Source organism: Photobacterium minamisatsumaniensis (assembly GCF_050336695.1).
In the GTDB taxonomy this organism is placed as follows: Bacteria; Pseudomonadota; Gammaproteobacteria; order Enterobacterales; family Vibrionaceae; genus Photobacterium; species Photobacterium minamisatsumaniensis.
The window spans coordinates 20,776-39,626 of record NZ_JAKJSI010000026.1; the positions used below are offsets into that span (position 1 = coordinate 20,776).

The 18,851-nt window shown below is 41.2% G+C and carries 20 protein-coding genes; 5 read left to right on the forward strand and 15 right to left on the reverse strand.

Translation table 11 applies throughout. From position 1 onward, the window contains the following. Nucleotides 1-81: 81 nt before the first annotated feature. From L4D78_RS14455 to L4D78_RS14465, 3 genes are all read right to left on the reverse strand, one after another. Nucleotides 82-888 carry an alpha/beta fold hydrolase gene (locus L4D78_RS14455; protein ID WP_428459631.1) on the reverse strand — a complete coding sequence of 269 codons (807 nt, stop codon included), beginning with the start codon at nucleotides 886-888 and terminating at the stop codon, nucleotides 82-84. A 265-nt stretch (nucleotides 889-1,153) separates the two neighbouring features. Beyond that, nucleotides 1,154-1,522, reverse strand: coding sequence for a YgiW/YdeI family stress tolerance OB fold protein (locus tag L4D78_RS14460; protein WP_428459662.1), 369 nt, complete (start codon nucleotides 1,520-1,522; stop codon nucleotides 1,154-1,156). Nucleotides 1,523-1,637: 115 nt separating this feature from the next. Next, entirely contained in the window at nucleotides 1,638-2,357 is a 720-nt protein-coding gene (locus tag L4D78_RS14465; protein ID WP_428467577.1) for a CPBP family intramembrane glutamic endopeptidase, read from the reverse strand. Between the two features lie 311 nt (nucleotides 2,358-2,668). Between L4D78_RS14465 and cobU the strand changes: the two genes are divergently transcribed. The 4 genes from cobU to L4D78_RS14485 all read left to right on the forward strand — a co-directional run bounded on the left by cobU (nucleotide 2,669) and on the right by L4D78_RS14485 (nucleotide 6,084). Further along, nucleotides 2,669-3,214 (forward strand): bifunctional adenosylcobinamide kinase/adenosylcobinamide-phosphate guanylyltransferase, encoded by a 546-nt coding sequence (gene cobU / locus L4D78_RS14470; RefSeq protein WP_428467578.1) that lies wholly within the window; start codon nucleotides 2,669-2,671, stop codon nucleotides 3,212-3,214. 11 nt (nucleotides 3,215-3,225) lie between these two features. Continuing rightward, the gene (locus tag L4D78_RS14475) at nucleotides 3,226-3,852 is read left to right on the forward strand and encodes a histidine phosphatase family protein (RefSeq protein ID WP_428467579.1); all 627 of its coding nucleotides are present in this window, start codon (nucleotides 3,226-3,228) and stop codon (nucleotides 3,850-3,852) included. A gap of 46 nt (nucleotides 3,853-3,898) precedes the next feature. Further along, nucleotides 3,899-5,404 carry a cobyric acid synthase gene (locus L4D78_RS14480; protein ID WP_428467580.1) on the forward strand — a complete coding sequence of 502 codons (1,506 nt, stop codon included), beginning with the start codon at nucleotides 3,899-3,901 and terminating at the stop codon, nucleotides 5,402-5,404. Nucleotides 5,405-5,550: 146 nt separating this feature from the next. Next, entirely contained in the window at nucleotides 5,551-6,084 is a 534-nt protein-coding gene (locus L4D78_RS14485) for a GNAT family N-acetyltransferase (RefSeq protein ID WP_428467581.1), read from the forward strand. A 33-nt stretch (nucleotides 6,085-6,117) separates the two neighbouring features. Here L4D78_RS14485 and L4D78_RS14490 read toward each other — a convergent pair whose 3' ends face one another. From L4D78_RS14490 to L4D78_RS14505, 4 genes are all read right to left on the reverse strand, one after another. Next, nucleotides 6,118-6,957, reverse strand: a complete 840-nt coding sequence (locus tag L4D78_RS14490) for an amino acid ABC transporter permease (RefSeq protein WP_428467665.1) — start codon at nucleotides 6,955-6,957, stop codon at nucleotides 6,118-6,120. A 78-nt stretch (nucleotides 6,958-7,035) separates the two neighbouring features. After that, nucleotides 7,036-7,800, reverse strand: a complete 765-nt coding sequence (locus L4D78_RS14495) for a transporter substrate-binding domain-containing protein (RefSeq protein ID WP_428467666.1) — start codon at nucleotides 7,798-7,800, stop codon at nucleotides 7,036-7,038. 111 nt (nucleotides 7,801-7,911) lie between these two features. After that, a complete protein-coding gene (locus tag L4D78_RS14500; RefSeq protein ID WP_428467582.1) occupies nucleotides 7,912-8,745 on the reverse strand; it encodes an amino acid ABC transporter permease in 834 nt (277 codons plus the stop codon). Between the two features lie 6 nt (nucleotides 8,746-8,751). Continuing rightward, nucleotides 8,752-9,489, reverse strand: a complete 738-nt coding sequence (locus L4D78_RS14505) for an amino acid ABC transporter ATP-binding protein (protein WP_428467583.1) — start codon at nucleotides 9,487-9,489, stop codon at nucleotides 8,752-8,754. A gap of 296 nt (nucleotides 9,490-9,785) precedes the next feature. Between L4D78_RS14505 and aroG the strand changes: the two genes are divergently transcribed. Further along, the gene (gene aroG / locus L4D78_RS14510; protein ID WP_428467667.1) at nucleotides 9,786-10,838 is read left to right on the forward strand and encodes a 3-deoxy-7-phosphoheptulonate synthase AroG; all 1,053 of its coding nucleotides are present in this window, start codon (nucleotides 9,786-9,788) and stop codon (nucleotides 10,836-10,838) included. 69 nt (nucleotides 10,839-10,907) lie between these two features. Here aroG and L4D78_RS14515 read toward each other — a convergent pair whose 3' ends face one another. From L4D78_RS14515 to L4D78_RS14550, 8 genes are read right to left on the reverse strand one after another with little or no spacing between them, the layout of a single operon-like run. Further along, on the reverse strand, nucleotides 10,908-12,002 hold the full coding sequence (locus L4D78_RS14515; protein ID WP_428467584.1) for a tetratricopeptide repeat protein: 1,095 nt from the start codon (nucleotides 12,000-12,002) through the stop codon (nucleotides 10,908-10,910). Between the two features lie 27 nt (nucleotides 12,003-12,029). After that, on the reverse strand, nucleotides 12,030-12,989 hold the full coding sequence (locus tag L4D78_RS14520; RefSeq protein WP_428467585.1) for a type II secretion system F family protein: 960 nt from the start codon (nucleotides 12,987-12,989) through the stop codon (nucleotides 12,030-12,032). 1 nt (nucleotide 12,990) lies between these two features. After that, nucleotides 12,991-13,962, reverse strand: coding sequence for a type II secretion system F family protein (locus tag L4D78_RS14525; RefSeq protein ID WP_428467586.1), 972 nt, complete (start codon nucleotides 13,960-13,962; stop codon nucleotides 12,991-12,993). After that, a complete protein-coding gene (locus tag L4D78_RS14530) occupies nucleotides 13,962-15,353 on the reverse strand; it encodes a TadA family conjugal transfer-associated ATPase (protein WP_428467587.1) in 1,392 nt (463 codons plus the stop codon). Before L4D78_RS14530 ends, L4D78_RS14525 begins: the two co-directional genes overlap by 1 nt. 2 nt (nucleotides 15,354-15,355) lie before the next feature. After that, nucleotides 15,356-16,588, reverse strand: coding sequence for a CpaE/TadZ family protein (locus L4D78_RS14535; protein ID WP_428467588.1), 1,233 nt, complete (start codon nucleotides 16,586-16,588; stop codon nucleotides 15,356-15,358). Between the two features lie 8 nt (nucleotides 16,589-16,596). Beyond that, nucleotides 16,597-17,088 carry a TadE/TadG family type IV pilus assembly protein gene (locus L4D78_RS14540; protein WP_428467589.1) on the reverse strand — a complete coding sequence of 164 codons (492 nt, stop codon included), beginning with the start codon at nucleotides 17,086-17,088 and terminating at the stop codon, nucleotides 16,597-16,599. Beyond that, nucleotides 17,088-17,531 (reverse strand): TadE/TadG family type IV pilus assembly protein, encoded by a 444-nt coding sequence (locus L4D78_RS14545; RefSeq protein WP_428467590.1) that lies wholly within the window; start codon nucleotides 17,529-17,531, stop codon nucleotides 17,088-17,090. Before L4D78_RS14545 ends, L4D78_RS14540 begins: the two co-directional genes overlap by 1 nt. Next, complete coding sequence (locus L4D78_RS14550) at nucleotides 17,531-18,829, reverse strand: pilus assembly protein TadG-related protein (protein ID WP_428467591.1); 1,299 nt, start codon at nucleotides 18,827-18,829, stop codon at nucleotides 17,531-17,533. The genes L4D78_RS14545 and L4D78_RS14550 overlap by 1 nt, the downstream gene beginning before the upstream one ends. Between the last annotated feature and the right edge of the window lie 22 nt (nucleotides 18,830-18,851).

Here is an 18,851-nt window from a genome sequence, read left to right on the forward strand (position 1 = left end):
AGCTCGGAACCAAAACAATCAAAAAAAGCAGCCTTAGCTGCTTTTTTTGTTTTCGCGACTTAGCAAAGGTACCAGAGCTAGTTAAGCGGCTATTTGCTGGTGGCGTTGAATAAACTCGATAGAGTGCTGGTTAAAATCGTCAGGTTTTTCGACGTTACAGACATGACCACAATCGTCAAACTCGGTGAGATAACTGTTTTTATGTTTGCTTACCATCTCTTTCACAGGTTTGATGAACATATAGTCATTTGCACCCATAAGATAAAGCGTCGGAATTGGTAGATCCTTTTCTTTGAAATACTTCATGATAGGGTTGACGTCAGCTGCAAGTTTAAACCAGCGTTTAAATTCTTTCTGGCATAACTTTTTTGCTTCGTTGATAAACAATAAGCGTGATTCTTTTTGAGTACGTTGTGGCATAACAACGTAGGCAAATAAACCGTAGAGCCACATGTAGGGAATGAAGTGTTTACAAAGATTTCCTGCTTGTACGAGAAGTTGAGATTTTGCATCTAATCGTGTAACTGCGCCACCAAGCACCATCGATTTTACTCGTTCAGGCGCTAATTCAGCAAGGTTACGAATGATAATGGTGCCAAGAGAAATACCAACAAAGTGAGCAGATTTGATTTTTAAGTGATTTAGAACCTGCACAATATCCGTTGTTACCGTTTTAAAGGTGTACGGGTTTTTGATCATGTCTTGGAACATATTGTTAGAGCGACCATGACCTCTTAAGTCAAGTAACAACAAGTTAAAGTGTTGTTTGTAGGCTTTAATTTGTTTAAACCATATGGAAGAGCTACCACCTGCGCCATGTACAAAGACAACCCATTCTTTGCTCGTTGGATGGAGGTAAGTTTTATGAAACAAAAGAGAATCTGACATCGTGGCCCCTATATTCACGCTTCTTAGAGCTTATAACTCGTCAGCTGAACACGAGTTTAACATGCATACCTATAAAAGCAGACCTAGAAATGTTTGCAAATGTTGCACATCGGAGGTGTGATCTGCCTCATTRATATAACTATTAATAGAGCCTTTAATCTAATATAAGTAAGTGATTGTTTAATTATAATCGATTCAGGGTATCGTCCATTCTTATGAACGATACAGAAAAGCCCTACAGAGAGGGCTTAAAATGTCGGTGGACCTATAGCAGTTGAATACGGTCAATTTCTATTTCAGGCGTATTTCCACCTTCATATTCTCCATAAAGACGTAACCGCGTGTCTGCGTTGATGGCTTGTGGCATTCGGATATCATCGTCAATTTCAACTTGGATTTCTTTGGTGCCATCGCTAAAGATAAAAGTATCGGCATTGATTTGCTTGATTAAGCGTCCTTCAACCACAGCGTCTTTTTCTGTAAACATACTCGTATCGGCCAGTAGACTGGCAACTGTCACGGTATCTACCGGGCCAGAATAGTTAATGGTATTTTTCTGTTCATGTTCGCCTGCTAATACCGTGGTTGGAAGAATAATTGCGGCAGCAGCGATTGCAGTAACGATGTTCTTAATCATAATTCAGTCTCCTTGTGTTGATGGTGCTATTAAACACCATCTGTTCTGAATTATTGATGAGCCAAGTATTCAGATTTCGTTCATCTTCAATGACTTTACTGCAGAATAAAAATCAAAGGGCCATTGGATAGGTAAAGAAGAGTAGGTGAACAAGGTTGAAACTGAAGTGAATCAATATCGCCCACAATAATTTACCTGTCCAGAAATAAGTAAGCCCATACATAGCACCAGCTAAACTTGCGACAATGACAAACTCAATTCCACCAGCAAAGTGTGCTAGGCCAAACAGTAAACTAGCAGCTGCAATCCCTAACCATGGTGAAAGCCATTGGCTCATTTGGCGCTGTAAATAGCCACGGAAGAGTACTTCTTCTGCTACACAGGTGAGTAGTAAGTTATTTAGTGCAAAAAGCCATATCCATGAAGGTAGTGATAATTCAGGTTTTACTATTCCCAGTAACCACGCTGTGATTGGCAATAAGCTAAAAAGTACCGCTAAAAACACTTTTTGCTTTGGCTCGATTAAGCGACGCTCACCAAGCATGTTGGGCAGGAGCAGCAACATTGCAAAGATGATTAATGGTTTGTCTAGGTTGAGGTAGAGGGTAAAAGGAATACTATCGGAGCCTGTCGTGACTTTGTCTAATACATGTAGGTTATTAAACCCTGGTACCCAGTGTAAAACGAGTGCTATTGACCATAAGAAGACGGTGAGGTGGCAAACTATTTTCTGCCAGCCATTGAGGTACCGAGAGTAAAATGCAATACCAAGCCCGATGAGTGAATATATCAACGCCGGAAAAGAAAGCCGTTCAAGCCATAGTGCAGCCATAAAGCACGCCGCTAGTGGAATGGGCCACACTTTCGGGCGAATGAAGAGGCTTATAATTGATATTAAGAGAAAAAACCAAATTAGGCCGTCTGGCCAAAGCATAGCTGAATTATACATAATGAATGGTTCGTTATTGTTGTTAGTTAAAATAATACTGGGCGTCATACCCTAGTTTGAGCCGTGCGATAGTAGCGATTATTTATTATTATTTCATTGTTATATAGGAAAAAATGCCGATGAAATTTCTTGTTGTACGATAAAAGTCTCTTACAATGGTGTATTGCAGTTAGTTAATAGGTTGTTGGTAGGCCGTGAGTACAAAAATACAACAAGCGATAACAGAGCTTGTACTGGGTGGGGCGCGCTCTGGAAAAAGCCGACTGGCTGAGTCGTCTGCCAGTCAATCAGGAAAAACAGTTATTTACATTGCCACAGCAACTGCGGGTGATGATGAAATGGCTGCGCGAATTGAACGTCACCGCCAAGATCGCCCCAATGAGTGGCTGGTGGTTGAAGAACCTTTCGATTTAGCTGATGTTATCCTGCGCTATAGCAAACCTGAACATTGTTTATTAGTTGATTGCCTAACCTTATGGTTAACAAATTGCCTGTTTAATGATGATGGGAAAATCGACTGGCAGCAGCAGAAGGAAAACCTACTTGCAGCGCTTGCGTCGGCTGAAGGTCACATTATTTTAGTGAGTAACGAAGTTGGCCAAGGTATTGTGCCTATGGGTGAGATGTCGCGCCGCTTTGTGGATGAAAGTGGCTGGCTACATCAAGCGATTGCACAGCAGGTCGACAAGGTGACTTTTGTAACGGCTGGATTACCGCAAATATTGAAAGATAACCGTTAAAAGAGGTTGGTATGGGTAACGGAATTATCACTCGCATTGATATATTAAGACATGGTCTACCTGATGGTGATGGCTGTTTGCGTGGTCATACAGATTTTGCCATAACAGAAAAGGGACTCGATCAAATGTCTCTCGCTGTTAAAGGGTTAGATGATGTTGAGCAAGTTGTAACTTCACCTTTAGCGCGTTGTCGTGTATTTGCGGAGCAGTATGCTGAGGGTTTGTCATTACCCGTACAGGCTCAAGAGCAATGGCAAGAATTAAGCTTTGGGCTGTGGGATGGGCAAGATAAAAACGTGCTGTGGCAAAAACATGCCGACTCACTGACCAAGTATTGGGAGAATCCGTGGCAGACCACACCTCATGGTGGTGAAAAGCTTGTTGATTTTGATGCGCGTATACAAAAAGCGTGGCAAGTACTGCTTGATCAACTTCATGGGCAACGTATTTTGCTTGTTACCCATTCTGGTGTCATGAAACAATTAATGAGGCAGCTTCTTGCAATGCCAAAGGATGCTGCTTATCTACAATGTGTTGATTTACCCTATGCGGCACGTTACCGCGTCACGGTTTATACCGATGAGCAAGGAAAGCATTGGCATCGAATGCAATGGCCTGTAGAGCAACGTTTTCAATAAACGTCGAATCAACATAAATACGTAATAGATTTAAAGCGAGTCAATAATGCTATCCACAATTAAAGCACTCATGGTGCAGGGAACAACGTCTGACGCAGGTAAAAGTGTACTTTCTGCCGGTTTATGCCGTGTATTAGCACGCCGAGGGATTAAGGTTGCGCCGTTCAAGTCGCAGAATATGGCGCTTAATAGCGCAGTAACAAAAGATGGCGGTGAAATTGGACGAGCACAAGCAGTACAGGCACAAGCATGCTGCGTAGAGCCTACCGTACACATGAATCCTGTTCTTCTTAAGCCAAATACAGATATCGGCGCGCAAGTTATCGTGCAAGGTAAAGCGCTCGCAGATATGGATGCATTGGGTTACCACAACTATAAGAAAGTGGTTATGACACCCATTATGGAGTCATTCAACCTACTTCAAGACGAATATGAAATGGTTATCATTGAAGGCGCGGGTAGTCCGGCAGAAATAAACCTACGCGAAAACGATGTCGCGAATATGGGCTTTGCAGAAGAAGCGGATGTGCCGGTGATCATCGTTGCTGACATCGACCGAGGGGGGGTGTTTGCCCACCTTTACGGCACCTTGGCATTACTGTCTGAATCAGAGCAAAAACGTGTAAAAGGTTTTGTCATTAATCGCTTTCGTGGTGACATCAAGCTATTAGAATCAGGCTTAGATTGGTTGGAAGAAAAGACCGGAAAACCTGTACTAGGTGTGCTGCCTTATCTTCATGGTTTAATGTTAGAAGCGGAAGATGCCATTAATGCGCAGCAAGTTGAAGCTGCAGAACAGCAGTTAAATGTCGCTGTTCCTGTGCTAACACGTGTGAGTAATCATACTGACTTTGATCCACTGCGTATGCACCCGCAGGTTAATTTACAATTTGTTGGTAAAGGTGAACAAATTCCACCGACAGATCTTATTATCATTCCAGGTACGAAAAGTATACGTGATGATCTCGCTTATCTACGGGAACAAGGGTGGGATAAGCAAATCGCACGACACCTACGTCTTGGTGGTAAGGTCATGGGGATTTGCGGTGGCTATCAAATGCTGGGTGAATCGATTTCAGATCCTGATGGTATTGAAGGCACGGCAGGTAACAGCACTGGTCTTGGCTACCTACAAACATCAACCCTGTTAGCGACAGATAAGCAGCTAAGGCAAACTCAAGGGAAGCTTCGTTTACCAGAGCAGCCTGAAGTGATGGTAACTGGTTATGAAATTCATGCTGGTGTGACAACAGGCGTTCTTGACGATGCCCCTGTATACTTAACAGATGGCCCTGATGGTCAAATGGGTGTAGACGGTCAAGTGTTTGGTACTTATCTACACGGTATATTTGAACAACAAGCTGCTTGTGATGCCATTTTGTCATGGGCTGGTTTAGAGGCGACACAAACGCCTGACTTTGACTTGTTACGGGAACAAGGCATTGATCGCGTCGCAGACATGCTAGAAGACAGTATCGACTTTAAAGTGTTATGGCCTGAGTTAGCCGATAAGTTTGGCGAACGTCCACGAACAGGTAATCGTCGTTCTTAATTGTCAGGCGAGCTTAGAGGTGAATTGCTTTTAATTGTTCTAGACTTATAAGTTATACCTATGAGGTAAATTGTACAGGCATTATGTCGGATTAACTGGGGCAGAGATTGAGTCGGCTGACTCAATCTCAACTAAGAGGGATAAAAATGATTCTAGAAGTCACGCCGAGCATACGAACGCAACGCTTATATGTGCGTCCATGGCATGAAGGCGATATGCCCAGCTTACACCGGATTATGTCCAACCAGTCAGTTCATACCTATACCGACGAGCCCCCATGGACAGAAGAGAAAGCCAGAGCAGTACTTGATTGGTGTTATGCCAATAAAATGGGCTGGAAATGGAAAGGGGGATTTTTTAATTGCCCTTTACTGCTGGCTGAGTGCGATACACTTATTGGTAGAGTTGGGCTAAACCCTTATGGTGAAAATGACGGTATAGCAGAAATAGAATGGACGATTTGTGAAGAGCATTGGCGGCAAGGCTATGCAACAGAAATTGGTAAGGCCATCCTAGAATACGGTTTTCAAGAAGGTGGTTTTGCGAGTATTGTCGGATTTACATCCACGCGTAATATGTCTGCTCGCCAAGTGATGAAAAAGATTGGTATGGAGCATATAGGTGATCGAGAACAAAATAATCGTAAGCTTAGCTTTTTTCAAATAAAACGGGAGCCATAATCGCTCCCGTTTTTTATTTTGCCATCTAGAAAACTATCTGACTGTATGCTTTTGGCTATGCTTTTCTAATCGGCTGAATAGGAATGATAAGCTTAGACATAGCCCTAAGTACCCAGCACCGACAAGTAGCCATATTTCAAATATAAGACCTGAAGAGTTCGCCATCTCACTGCCTACAAATGTCAGCTCTTGAATGGAGATTAAAGAAATAATTGATGAGTCTTTTACCAGTGAAATAAACTGTCCAGCCAACGGTGGCACAATACCACTAAGCGCCTGAGGAAAAATGACAAACCTAAAGCGGTCCCAGCGTGAAAGACCTAATGAGTCGGCAGCTTCCCATTGACCTTGCGCGATAGCATCAATACCAGAGCGTACAATTTCTGCAATATAGGCCGCAGCAATTAAGCCAACGCACAAAACGCCTGAAAAAAGGTTTTCCCATAATGCTGCAGGTCCAAATAAGAATGACTGCAAGCCGTTAATGTTTTCTGGTGTATGCCGAAGGACCCCCTCTAAACCAATTGCTGGTACAAGCTGGCTAGAGACGAAAAAGTAAAAAATAAAGACAAAGACCAGTGGAGGTATATTGCGTACCAACTGAATATAAGCTTGTGCTGGAAGGCGAAGAAAAATAAGCGTAGATCGCCGAGCAAGCCCTAGTATCAAACCGAGTAGTCCGGCAAAGAGCATACCCCAAAGGCTTAAACGCAGTGTTGCTATTAACCCTTGGAAAAAATAGGGCAGGTCACCATTTCTACCTGTTGACATAATAAGCTGAAAGGCTCTATCCCAGTTCCATTGGTAGTGAATACCAGCCGATGAGCGATACCAGAGCCAGCCAACGAAACAAGCCACTATTAATAGAAGCATGCCATCAAGCTTATTTAATTTGAATACTGCCGAGAATGATCTTCTCGGCAGTGGTTGAATAGACGATTGTGACAAGGGTTATTGTCCTTCTACGACTTGACCTTCCCAGTCAAGTGTCGTGAACCAATAGTCATGACGCTCCTTTAGCCAGCCATCTTCTGTGCGGAGCAAGATCCAATTATTGAAAAAGTTAAGTAAATCAAATTCACCATGACGAATCGCAAATGCCTCAGAGCCACGGCTTAGACGCTCTTGGAAGGGGATGTAAAGCTTATCGCTATATTGAATCGCCATTTGTTCCGGCTTTGGTGAAGAGGCTAAGACCGCATGCGCATTACCGTTTAAGACTTCTTGGAATGCTTGCGCATCATCGTCAAACTGACGAAGTTTTGCTTTTGGGTAGTATTTCTTTGCAGTTTGTACGGTGAAAGCACCACGGCGAACAGACAGTGTAATACTGCGTTTGTTGTAATCATCAATAGTTGTTTTACCTGCTGAATTCTCTTTGTGAGCAGCAAGCTGAACACCAGAGTGAGCATAAGGTGCGGTAAAGAGTACGCTCATGTTGCGCTCTGGTGTAATCGACAAGCCGCCAATGATGACATCAAATTTTCCGGCTAATAGAGCAGGGATAATACCGTCCCAAGCCGTTGGAATAAATTCAACTTTTAATCCAGCATCTTTTGCTAGGCGGCGAGCAACATCGACTTCAAAACCAACCAGCTCACCTTGTTTGTCTCGCATGGCCCAAGGGACAAACGTGGATAAGCCGACTCGTAGCGTACCACGCTCTTTGATTTCGGTAAGGGTTGTTTTATCTGCTGCATTAGCTGCTGTTGCCATAGTGAAGGCAAAAACGGCAAATAAAAGCGATATGACTTTTTTCATGCTTCCTTTCTCCTGTTGAAAATAAATACTTCCATTAATATGTCTAGGTGTATGTGTTCCGATTCGTTAATAATTAGGTGTTGCAAGTTTATGTTCAAGCCATGCTGCAAAACCTGACAGTAGTAACGTGACGCATAAGTAGATCCCCGCAACGGTGAACCAGACCTCGAAAGGCATTGCAGTGTCAGCAACGATGTTTCTACCTTCAGTGGTTAAATCAAAGATAGCCATAACACTGACGATAGATGAGTTCTTAACCAGAGAGACGGATTCATTGGTGAGTGGTGGCAGTATACGTTTGATTACCTGCGGTAAAATAACAAAGCGATAGCTATTAAGCTTTGATAAGGCCAAGCTATCTGCAGCTTCGAACTGCCCCTTGTCGATACTGGTGAGCCCTGCTCGGAATATTTCGGCCGTATAAGCACCTTGGAATAAAGAGAGTGCCAGAACAGCAGTTGTAAATCGTTCTAGGCCAAGTACTGGTCCAAAGACAAAATACAGCAGGTAAATTTGTACTAACAAAGGCGTATTACGAATTAACTCTATGTATGTTCGAGCGATAAAACGGCCAACAATAGAGTTTGACAGTCGCAGTAACGCAACTGTTAGTCCGATAACTAAAGTACATACAAGGCTAACGGCTGAAATTTCCAGCGTGACTCGAAGGCCTTCTAATAATTCAGCAGGAAACCATTCGCCATCTTCAATAAACCAAAGGTATTGCGGTATTCGATACCACTGCCAACGGTAGTTCATTGCATCCGCACCAGCATTTAGTAGCCAGTATAAGCCAATGGCCACAAAAGCAATTTGTAATACACCTGAAAAGACAGGCTTACTTACTTTTAGTCCAATAGCTGAAATTGATTTGATGGTGCTTGATTTTCTTATGGTCATGGCAGTTTAATAACTTAAAATTTGCTCAAGAAAAGCTTGAGTACGAGGCTGCTGTGGTGAGTCGAATAATTGTGCTGGTGGAGCAATTTCAACGATCTCACCTTCATCCATAAAGACAACGCGATCAGCGACTTGACGGGCGAAACCCATCTCGTGCGTTACACACACCATTGTCATACCTTCGACAGCGAGCTCTTTCATGACATCCAGCACTTCTCGGATCATCTCTGGGTCTAAGGCGGATGTTGGCTCATCAAACAACAAAATGTCTGGTTTCATACACAAAGAACGTGCAATCGCAACGCGTTGCTGCTGGCCACCGGAAAGTTGAGCTGGGTATTTATCGGCTTGATGAGCAATATGAACACGCTCTAGGTATTTCATTGCTAGATCGGTGGCCTCAGCTTTACTGAGCTTTAAAGTACGGCGTGGGGCGAGGGTAAGATTCTCTAGCACTGTCATATGAGGAAAGAGATTAAAGTGTTGGAATACCATACCGACAGTGCCACGAATAGACTTTAAATGCTTACTATCAAGAGGTTGGCCGCAAATAAATAGCTCTCCATGATTAAACTTTTCAAGGCCATTGATACAACGGATTAACGTTGACTTCCCTGATCCAGATGGCCCACAAATAACTAATCGCTCACCACGCGTTATGGAGAGGTTAATGTCTTTCAACGCGTGAAAGTCACCGTACCATTTATCGATATTTTGAAACGATATGACCGGAGTATCAGTCATTACACACCTCGTAATGATATAAGTTATTGAATCCATGTTATGATTTTGCAACGATTTTTTCAAAGTAATGTTTGTGCATTCGAGAATTAGAGCGGTTTTATCCACAGAACTAGATGTGATTGTCTGATTTATATGCAAAATCAAATAAATTAGCGATTATTGTGAATTAGGGTTTGCACTGCCCATAATAAGGAGATAAGTTAAAGTCAATTCAACGAGAAATTTACTGTCAACCATGTTTGTACACGCAAGTTTACATGGTGTTGTTGGCAGGAGAGCATATTCAGGAAGTAATGATGCATAAGACAGATGACGTTCGCATTCGCGAGATTAAAGAACTATTACCACCCGTTGCCGTTCTTGAACGTTTCCCAGCAACGGAAAGTGCTTCAGAGACTGTTTTTCAAGCACGCCAGTCTATTCACAATATGCTAAATGGTGATGATGATCGCCTATTGGTTATTGTTGGCCCATGTTCTATTCATGATCCAAAGGCAGCGTTTGAGTATGGACAGAAACTGAAAGTTCTTCGTGAAGAGCTGAAAGGTGATCTTGAAGTTGTAATGCGTGTTTATTTTGAAAAACCACGTACGACAGTTGGCTGGAAAGGTCTAATTAACGACCCGTACATGGATAACAGCTTCCAGTTAAACGATGGTTTACGTATTGGTCGTAAATTACTGCTTGATTTAACGGATATGGGTGTCCCAACTGCAGGTGAGTTCCTTGATATGATTACGCCACAATACATGGGCGATCTTATCAGCTGGGGTGCAATTGGCGCTCGTACAACGGAATCACAGGTTCACCGTGAACTTGCATCAGGCCTTTCTTGTCCTGTTGGCTTTAAGAATGGTACTGATGGCAATATTAAAATTGCAACAGATGCAATCGGTTCATCAAGCGCACCGCACCATTTCTTGTCTGTAACGAAATATGGTCATTCTGCGATTGTATCGACTGCAGGTAATGAAGACTGTCATATCATTCTTCGCGGTGGTAAAGAGCCAAACTACAGTGCAGAGCACGTAAATGATATTACTGCTCAGCTTGAAAAAGCGGGCTTACGCCAAAAAGTGATGGTTGATTTCAGCCACGCAAACAGCTTGAAGCAGTATCAGCGTCAAACATTGGTTTCTGAAGATGTCGGTAGCCAAATTGCAGGCGGTAACGATGCAATCTTTGGTGTGATGATTGAAAGCCACCTTGTTGAAGGTCGTCAGGATATCGTTGAGGGTACAGAGCCGACCTATGGTCAGAGCATTACTGATGCATGTATTGGTTGGGAAGAAACGGAAAAAGTACTCCGCCAATTAGCGAGTGATGTGAATAAGCSTCGTCAAAAATAAGCTCTATTTATAAATGAATAAATAAAAGCCTGGCATCTGTTGTCAGGCTTTTTTATAAGTAATTATAACTTAATGATTAGTATCACTTATTGAGTAAACAGTTGCTTGCGATTGTGGATTCGCGTAACCACCTGTCAGTTTTACGGGTGGAGCAGTAATTTGAAGTTTTTTAGCGCGTTTAAGGTTTTCCTGTGCTTTAGCATAGAAGGTTGGGCTCGCATTAATTGCTTTTTCAAGATAAACAATCGACGCCTCATAATCACCTTCTAACATCGAGAAGTAACCTATGTCGTTTAGTGCTTCCTCTCTTGGCATGACGTTTGAGAGCGCGCCTAAAGCATCATCATAACGTTTTCCCTTAATATAAATTAAGCCAAGGTTCGACCATCCACGCTTAGCACTGGGGTATAAGGTCGTTGCTTTACGATTGACTGCCTCAGCTTGGGGTAAATTGCCATCCAGATAATATGAGTAACCAAGATTTGTAAGTGCTTTATAAGACTTACTGTTTACCTTTAGCGCTGTAATGTAAATTTGTTGAGCTTGTTTATGACGCGCGTCTAAATCAGCGGTTATCCCAAGGCCTATATAAGCACTGACTGGTGAGGCATTATCAATAACTAAATCACGAGAGAATAGGTCTTTTTCTGGATCCCAATCTTTGTTTCCTTGTCTGTCTTGATCCATTTTTACCGTATGTAAAAAGTGTTTCTTTGCATTTTCATTTTCACCAAGCTTTAATTCCATGATGCCAACAGCAGCAGCATATTGAATATTGTCTTCATCAATAAATGATGCTCGATTATAGGCTAGCTTGGCAAGTTCATAGTTTCCTCTCTGCTGGTGGATATAACCAATTTTGTAAAAAGCTTGGTCTGCATTATCTTGCGAGGGAAAGTTAAGTGCTCGTATATATTCATAAAGGGCGAGATCAGTGTCTTTTTCTCTGTATGCTTTATCACCGCGAGAAATTGATTCTGCGGCACTTTCTGGAGGAAAGTCATTAGAAAGGCCAAGCGTTGATTTTCCATCGTAAAGCTCATGATTGAAGTTTACATTTTTTGACGCTTCAACATCTTGGGTGTTTGAACAACCACTGACGATTAAAGCCGTTACCAAAGCAAAAGACGATGTTAGTATGCTAACTTTGGGTATATTACGCATGTTGAACTCCCTTTAATTTAAATGGTATTAGCTGCCTGAAAATACCTCTAAAACTTTAATGATAGCTGGTCCTACAGCAACAACGAAGAAACCAGGCCAAATGCAAACAATTAATGGAAATATCATTTTTGTACCAATTTTCGCGGCTTCTTCTTCGGCCTTTTGCATGCGTCTATCTCGGAATTCATCTGCATAATCTCTTAATGTATCCCCCATACTGGCACCAAGTTTTACTGATTGGCTAATGATGCTTATTAACCCTTGTAGCTCGCTAAGTCCTGTTCGTTCAACAAACTGTTTTAAAGCGACTGGAATTGAAATACCTACTCGGGCTTTCTGGCAAACAAGCTGCAATTCATGACTCAGTTCGGGTGACACAGAATCTATTTCATTTGATATACGATTTAGTGCAGCTTGAAAACCTAGCCCGGCCTCAGAGGAAACGACTAATAAATCTAGAGCGTCGGGGAAGGCATTCCTTAGGGCTATAGTTCTTTTTTTTGCTAATTTTCTTAAGATAAGATTGGGTGAAAATGTAGCAGCCGCGATCGCGTATAGCGTGTACATGATAATTTGCTGTGTCGTTAGTTCAGGAAAGAAGTTGGTAATAGTAATCGTTGCGAAAAGGGCAATTATAGATAAGATTACTTTTATGGCATAAAAAGACGTTAAAGCGTTATTTTTTTCATATCCAGCATGCATTAAGAGTTGCTTCGTATTGACTTTTTCTGCTGTTGATTTTGGTGTTACGTATTTTTCTATAGATTCTAGTGTTTTATCAAATTGCTTACCATTATTAGGCTGGCGATGTTTTGACCCTGAGATACTGTTCAGTTGTTGTTTGAGTGGGTTGAAGGCGCTATTGATTATAACCCCTATACTGATAGTGAAAGCTACGGTACTGAAAAATGCGAAGCCAAGAAACAACCATTTGGCAGTTTCTTGGTTACCTACAAATGTATTTAATACAGTAATGATGTAGTCCATATTACACCTCTAGACGTAATAGCTTCCGGATCCACAGTAATCCGAGAGTCATGAGGGCGGCGGTAATAGTAAGTAGTGTTGCACCACGTTCAGATTCTAGTAATGGAGCAATATACTGTGGATTGCTAATGTAAAGCATAAGAAAGAGAACGAACGGCACCATCATTAACACTTGTGCTGACATACGTCCTTCTGCAGTTAGCGTTCTGACTTTTCTCATTAACCGGAAACGGCTACGAATCACGTTGGAAATTTTATTTAGTGTCTCAGCTAAATTACCACCAGTCTCTTTTTGGATGATTACTGCACTATTAAATGCAAGAACACTCACTGATGGGTTTCGTTGTGCAAGGTTAGCTAATGCCACTTTGATGTCTACACCGTAGTTTAGCTCAATGAATGTTTTACCAAACTCAATTGATATGGGAGGTGGCATTTCTTCACTGACGGTTTTCATCACTTCAGTAAAAGGGTAGCCAACAAGTAAGGCACGTTTCATTACGTCGAGTGCTTCAACAAATTGTTCTTCGAAAAGTTGCAAGCGTTTTTCGGCTTTTTGTCTTAAGAAGATTATGAAGGCAATGAATTGTATAAATGGAAGTGCGATACTTAATTTTATACTTTGAGTAATAAACAGTGTCGTAAACATCGCTACAAACATAATTACAGTAAACCATATTGCGACCTTATAAGCTTTCCAGTTTAATCCTGCTAATGAAAGCTTCTCACCGAGGTATTCACCAAAAGAGTTGTTTTCAAGCCATCGCTCTGTTGGTGATAGGTTTTCAAGATAACTCTTTCTCAAGAGTGATTGTTGTTGCGTTTTTCCTGATTCAGATATGATCTCTAGTTGCTTTTTCAGTAATCGATTTCTTTTTGCTCGTGTACCTGTCGCAGATATTAAAAGGGTCTGCGAGATAACGACCACAGCAACAAACAGTATAAAGAGGTACATCTGAAGATTCTGATCCATTAGAAGCCTCCGCTAGCGCCAGATGTAAAGTAAGAATAAGGTAACTCAATGCCCATGTGCTTGAACGCATCCATAAAGGAGGGCACATTACCTGTAGCCTGATAACTGCCTAATACATTACCTTCAGCGTCTATTCCTGAACGCTTAAAATAAAATAATTCCGTCATGGTAATAATATCACCTTCCATTGAGTTAACTTCAACGATACTGGTTATTCGTCGCTTTCCGTCTTCCATTCTGCGCAATTGAATCACAATGTGAAGTGCAGATGCTATTTGTGACCGTACGTTCTTAATTGGCATATTCCAGCCTGCCATTGCGAACATATTTTCAATTCGGCCGAGCGCATCGCGAGGTGTATTTGCGTGAATTGTTGTCATCGAACCATCATGGCCCGTATTCATTGCCGCTAACATATCAACAGCTTCGCCTCCACGAACTTCACCAACAACAATACGGTCTGGACGCATTCGTAGTGAATTAATGACTAGCTCGCGCTGGGTAATAGCCCCTTTGCCTTCTATATTGGGTGGACGAGTTTCTAAACGGACAACATGGGGTTGCTGAAGTTGTAACTCTGCGGAATCTTCAATCGTTATAATGCGTTCGTTTTCTGGGATAAAACATGAACAAATATTGAGGGTTGTTGTTTTTCCTGACCCTGTACCGCCTGAAATAAGCGTGTTTAATCGGCCTTTAACAATAGCTTCAAGGAAATGTGCCATTTCTTGGTTGAGTGACCCGTAATCTATAAGTTGTTCGATTTGAAGTCGTTCAACGGCAAAACGTCTTATGGATAATGACGGACCATCTAGGGCAAGTGGTGGAATTATCGCATTAATACGCGAACCATCTTTCAGTCTTGCATCAACCATTGGTGAGCTTTCATCAATGCGGCGGCCAACTTGTGAAACAATACGGTCGATAACATTAAGCAGATGGCGATCATCACGGAATGTTGCGTTTGTGGGTTCAAGTTTACCTTTGCGCTCAACGTAAATTTGACTACTTGAATTTACAAGAATATCTGAGATGGTCTTATCTTTAAGCAGTGGCTCTAAAGGGCCAAGCCCTAAAATCTCATCGCCAATTTCTTCTATAACCCGTTTACGTGCTTCCGCATTAAGAGGGACATCTTTTTCAAGTAGTAGCATGGCCGACATATCAGAAATCTGAAGTCGAGCTTCATCAATAGGGAGGGTTTCGAGCAGTGATAAGTCAAGCGTGTTGAAAAGATCATCAATTAGCTCGTCTTTTATTGCCAGTTCTTTCGGGTTCTGTATTGCTAATTGTGGAGTAAGTTCCCCTTGTGACGGACCTTGTGCCTCAATGGTAACAGGTTCATCCGATCTCACTTCTATCATGGTCTCGGTGTGCTTTTTTTTAAACATAATTAGCTCCTAAGAAACGAAAAGAAACGTTTAAGTCCTGACGCTTCCTCTATTTGGACACCTGCTACAATATTGGCTAGATTACTCAATGCTTTAGTTATGGGTTTCTTTTCATAGTGTGTCGCAAGCAATTCACCCAAGTTGGTTGAAGCACTTACTGATAAATAATCATTTGGAATTAATATGATATCATCGACGTGAAGCGTTGATTTGATGTCGGCAGGTTTTAAATCGCTTTCTTTAGAGTAGCGATTTATAATGACTTTTATTTGTTTTTGGTTGAATCCAAACAAATGCTTTAATTGTTTAATAAGTGCTGCTGCTTCTTTTATTGCAGGAATATTTTGCTGTACAACTATGAATACATCATCAGCACTCGATAAAGCGGGCAGTGTACTATTTTCTAAGCCTCTAGATAAATCGATGACCGTATGCGTAAAACTAATCTTTACTTGCTCGATAAAATCATTGAATGCTGCTGATGTGAATTCTGGGATATTATCTGTAAGGTGCTCAGAACGATTTGTTATAAAGCGCAACCCCGATTCATGTTTTGTCAGCATTCCGCTTAACGCATATTCATCAATAGTGTCTACTTGTTCTAAAGCATCACTCAAAATAAATTTAGCTTTGGTTGATAGGATACCAGCAGAACAACCAAACTGTGCGTCAGGGTCTATTAGAGCAATAGATTGATTTTGAAGTGCTAAAATATGTGCAATTGAGGTGGCGATAATCGTTGAACCCATCCCGCCTTTTGCGTTGATAAACACGCTAGTACGACCTTGTGTACGGTTTGAAGATTTTTCTTTTGCACAATGATAGATAATTTGGTCAAGCTCAGATTCATCAAACGGAATCGAGAGTACATCTTTTATTTCTATTTTTAGCGCTTTACGCAAAAGGCTAGTGCTAGAATCATTTGTGATTAATATTATGGGTGGGTTAAAGTCTAACTTGTTTTTTATTTGGTCAGTGATGAGCTCCCAGTCTATATTACTATCTAAGATAATTAAGTCTGGGAGAGATTTTTTGGTTTCATTTTTCAGATAAGTAAGGTATTCGAAATGAGTGAATATTTTTAATTTGGCATTTGACCAATGTGTAAAATATTCCACAAGAGGCAGTGTGAATTCTTTATTGTCACTAATGATCCAACCAGTTATTGCTGTTTGTAATGGTTGCTTCATTGGTGAAATTAAACCTTTTTCAGGTAGTGTTTTAGTTGTATTCATAATTTACCCTAGCAATCCGTATAGCCTGTTCTTGTTACACCAAGACTTTCTCTAGGCAAAGTCGTCGAAAACTCAGGCGCAGTAAAAGTAACATCAAAAGTTGCTAGTGGAATCAGCAAGGCGATTTGATAATTTATAATTTTAACTTCGACAAACTCAACTTGGTTATAAAGTAGAGTTTCACTCAAATCACCTTCTATTTTATTACCAATACTATCAAGGTAGCTAACATCAACATTTGCTACAGAAAAGTTTGGTAACGGGACATTGTCTATTAACCCTGCTAGTTTTGTATCTTGCTGCTCGGTTGTTGATACTTGGCAAACACTGGCTAAACGAGCGGTTCTCCGAGAGGTTTCATTCAGTACATGCCATGTAAAGAGTAGTCTTCCGAACTCAATAATGGCAAATATGAGTAAGAAGAAGAAGGAAGCAATAATGGTGAACTCTACTAGAGTACTCCCTTTTGATAATTTTAAACGGGGGATGATTTTCTTCATTATAAAACCCTCATAGAGTAACTAGAGGTTAAATTGAAGTTTAAATCTATGTCATCACCAAAAAAGTTAGGAATAGCATTTAATACTGGTTGATAAGGGTAGGTGATTTCTACTTTTATATAATTATCAATAAGGGTAATTTGAATATGAGAGGAGTTTAATGAAGGAACTGCAGTATCTACGCCACCATTGATAGATCCATAAATAGCAAGGTTTTTCGCTGATGTAATATCAAGGGATGTTAATATATAACTATCTGTTGACCCTTTATTCAGCTCATTAGACAAATACCTTGCACTATCTCGGCTTATTTTATCAAGCTCACTGTAGGTATAAAATGCTCTTCCTAATTCTGCTATAGAGAACAAAAGAAGTAAAAAGATTGGCAGTAGAATGGTAAATTCAACAATCGCGACGCCTTGCGACTTCATCATGTTTTTCATTATGAATCCTCACTGTCAGGGTCTGCGAATAGAACAATTTTAAATGGACCGTCTTCATTTGGCGTATTACTGGGATTGCCACTGTTATTTCGGCAGTCGTCAATGAATTCACCGACTATCCACGAATTATTACCACCACCATTATCGGCGGAACTTGTTTCGCTGACTGGTTGCGTCAAGAAAAAGCAACCTAAGCCTTTCAAAGGTACTTGTGTACGTCCATTCCCCTTACTTACGATCTCATCGCACTTAATAATTGGAACAGTCACAATTCGTCGGAAGTAACCACCACTTTGACATGATGCTGAATCTAAACATGCCTGATAGTTATTATTTTCATATTTTGTCATGTATTCAGCATAAGAATAAACATCATCAACTGTTTTGTCTGTAACATATCGAGTTGTTTCCACACCATTTTCTATAATGGTTTCCTCTGTGACGGAGACAAGGTTATCTTTGTCATAGTCTGAATTAATATCGCCAATAYAGTCACTATTTTTTACAATATCAGTGAAGCGAGTATCGAGTGAATTTGTTGGGCCTACCATATTACCAGGCTCAGTTGTGACCGGCTCATCTTCGACGACATTAAGGCAGCTTTCATATTTACCCGCTAAAGCTTCTTCGTATGTTTTTGCGCCGTGTTGATTATTTCCATCAGCATCGAGCAGGCTGAGTACCATGAAGTTTCCAGGGCCAATGGATGAATCTGTTGATGATGATGCTTTTAAAATATGAAGTGTGTCTTCAGCATAACCGGAAATGTTGCCGTTTGTATCATCACCTTCACAAACACTCAATGGTACGATATTGCATGAAAGCCCCAAGCTCGAGCTTGGTCCTGCAACCGCAGAAGCGCGTACACTTAAATCAATATCCATTATTGATACTAAAAAGTCGGGAATATCGATATTTTCGATACGAACTCGAACATAAGTTGAGTCTGAAGTTATTGTTGCTGGGTCAAAGGGGAGAGTTTCTGAAAATTCGAATGTAATATTATCTTCGCTAACAGATATTGCGTTATAGCCGTCAAACGCTAAATTATTATTAACCGCTTGGGTACCTGCTGTGGTTGCCTCAGTTTGATCGCCCCCCAAGTTAATCGTCTGCGCTGCACTTAGTGCAGCTGAATCAGCTAGGTTCTGTAGTTTACCCTTTGCCAGAATCAGGTTTCCAACATCGAGGGCTAGGGCACCAGCACCAATAAGAACAGCCATCGCAAGTGTTGCGAAAACCACAACGACACCTTGTTGTTTCTTTGGTTGCTTAAATGTTCTAAGGGATTTACCCATATCCTATCCTCTGGAATATCAG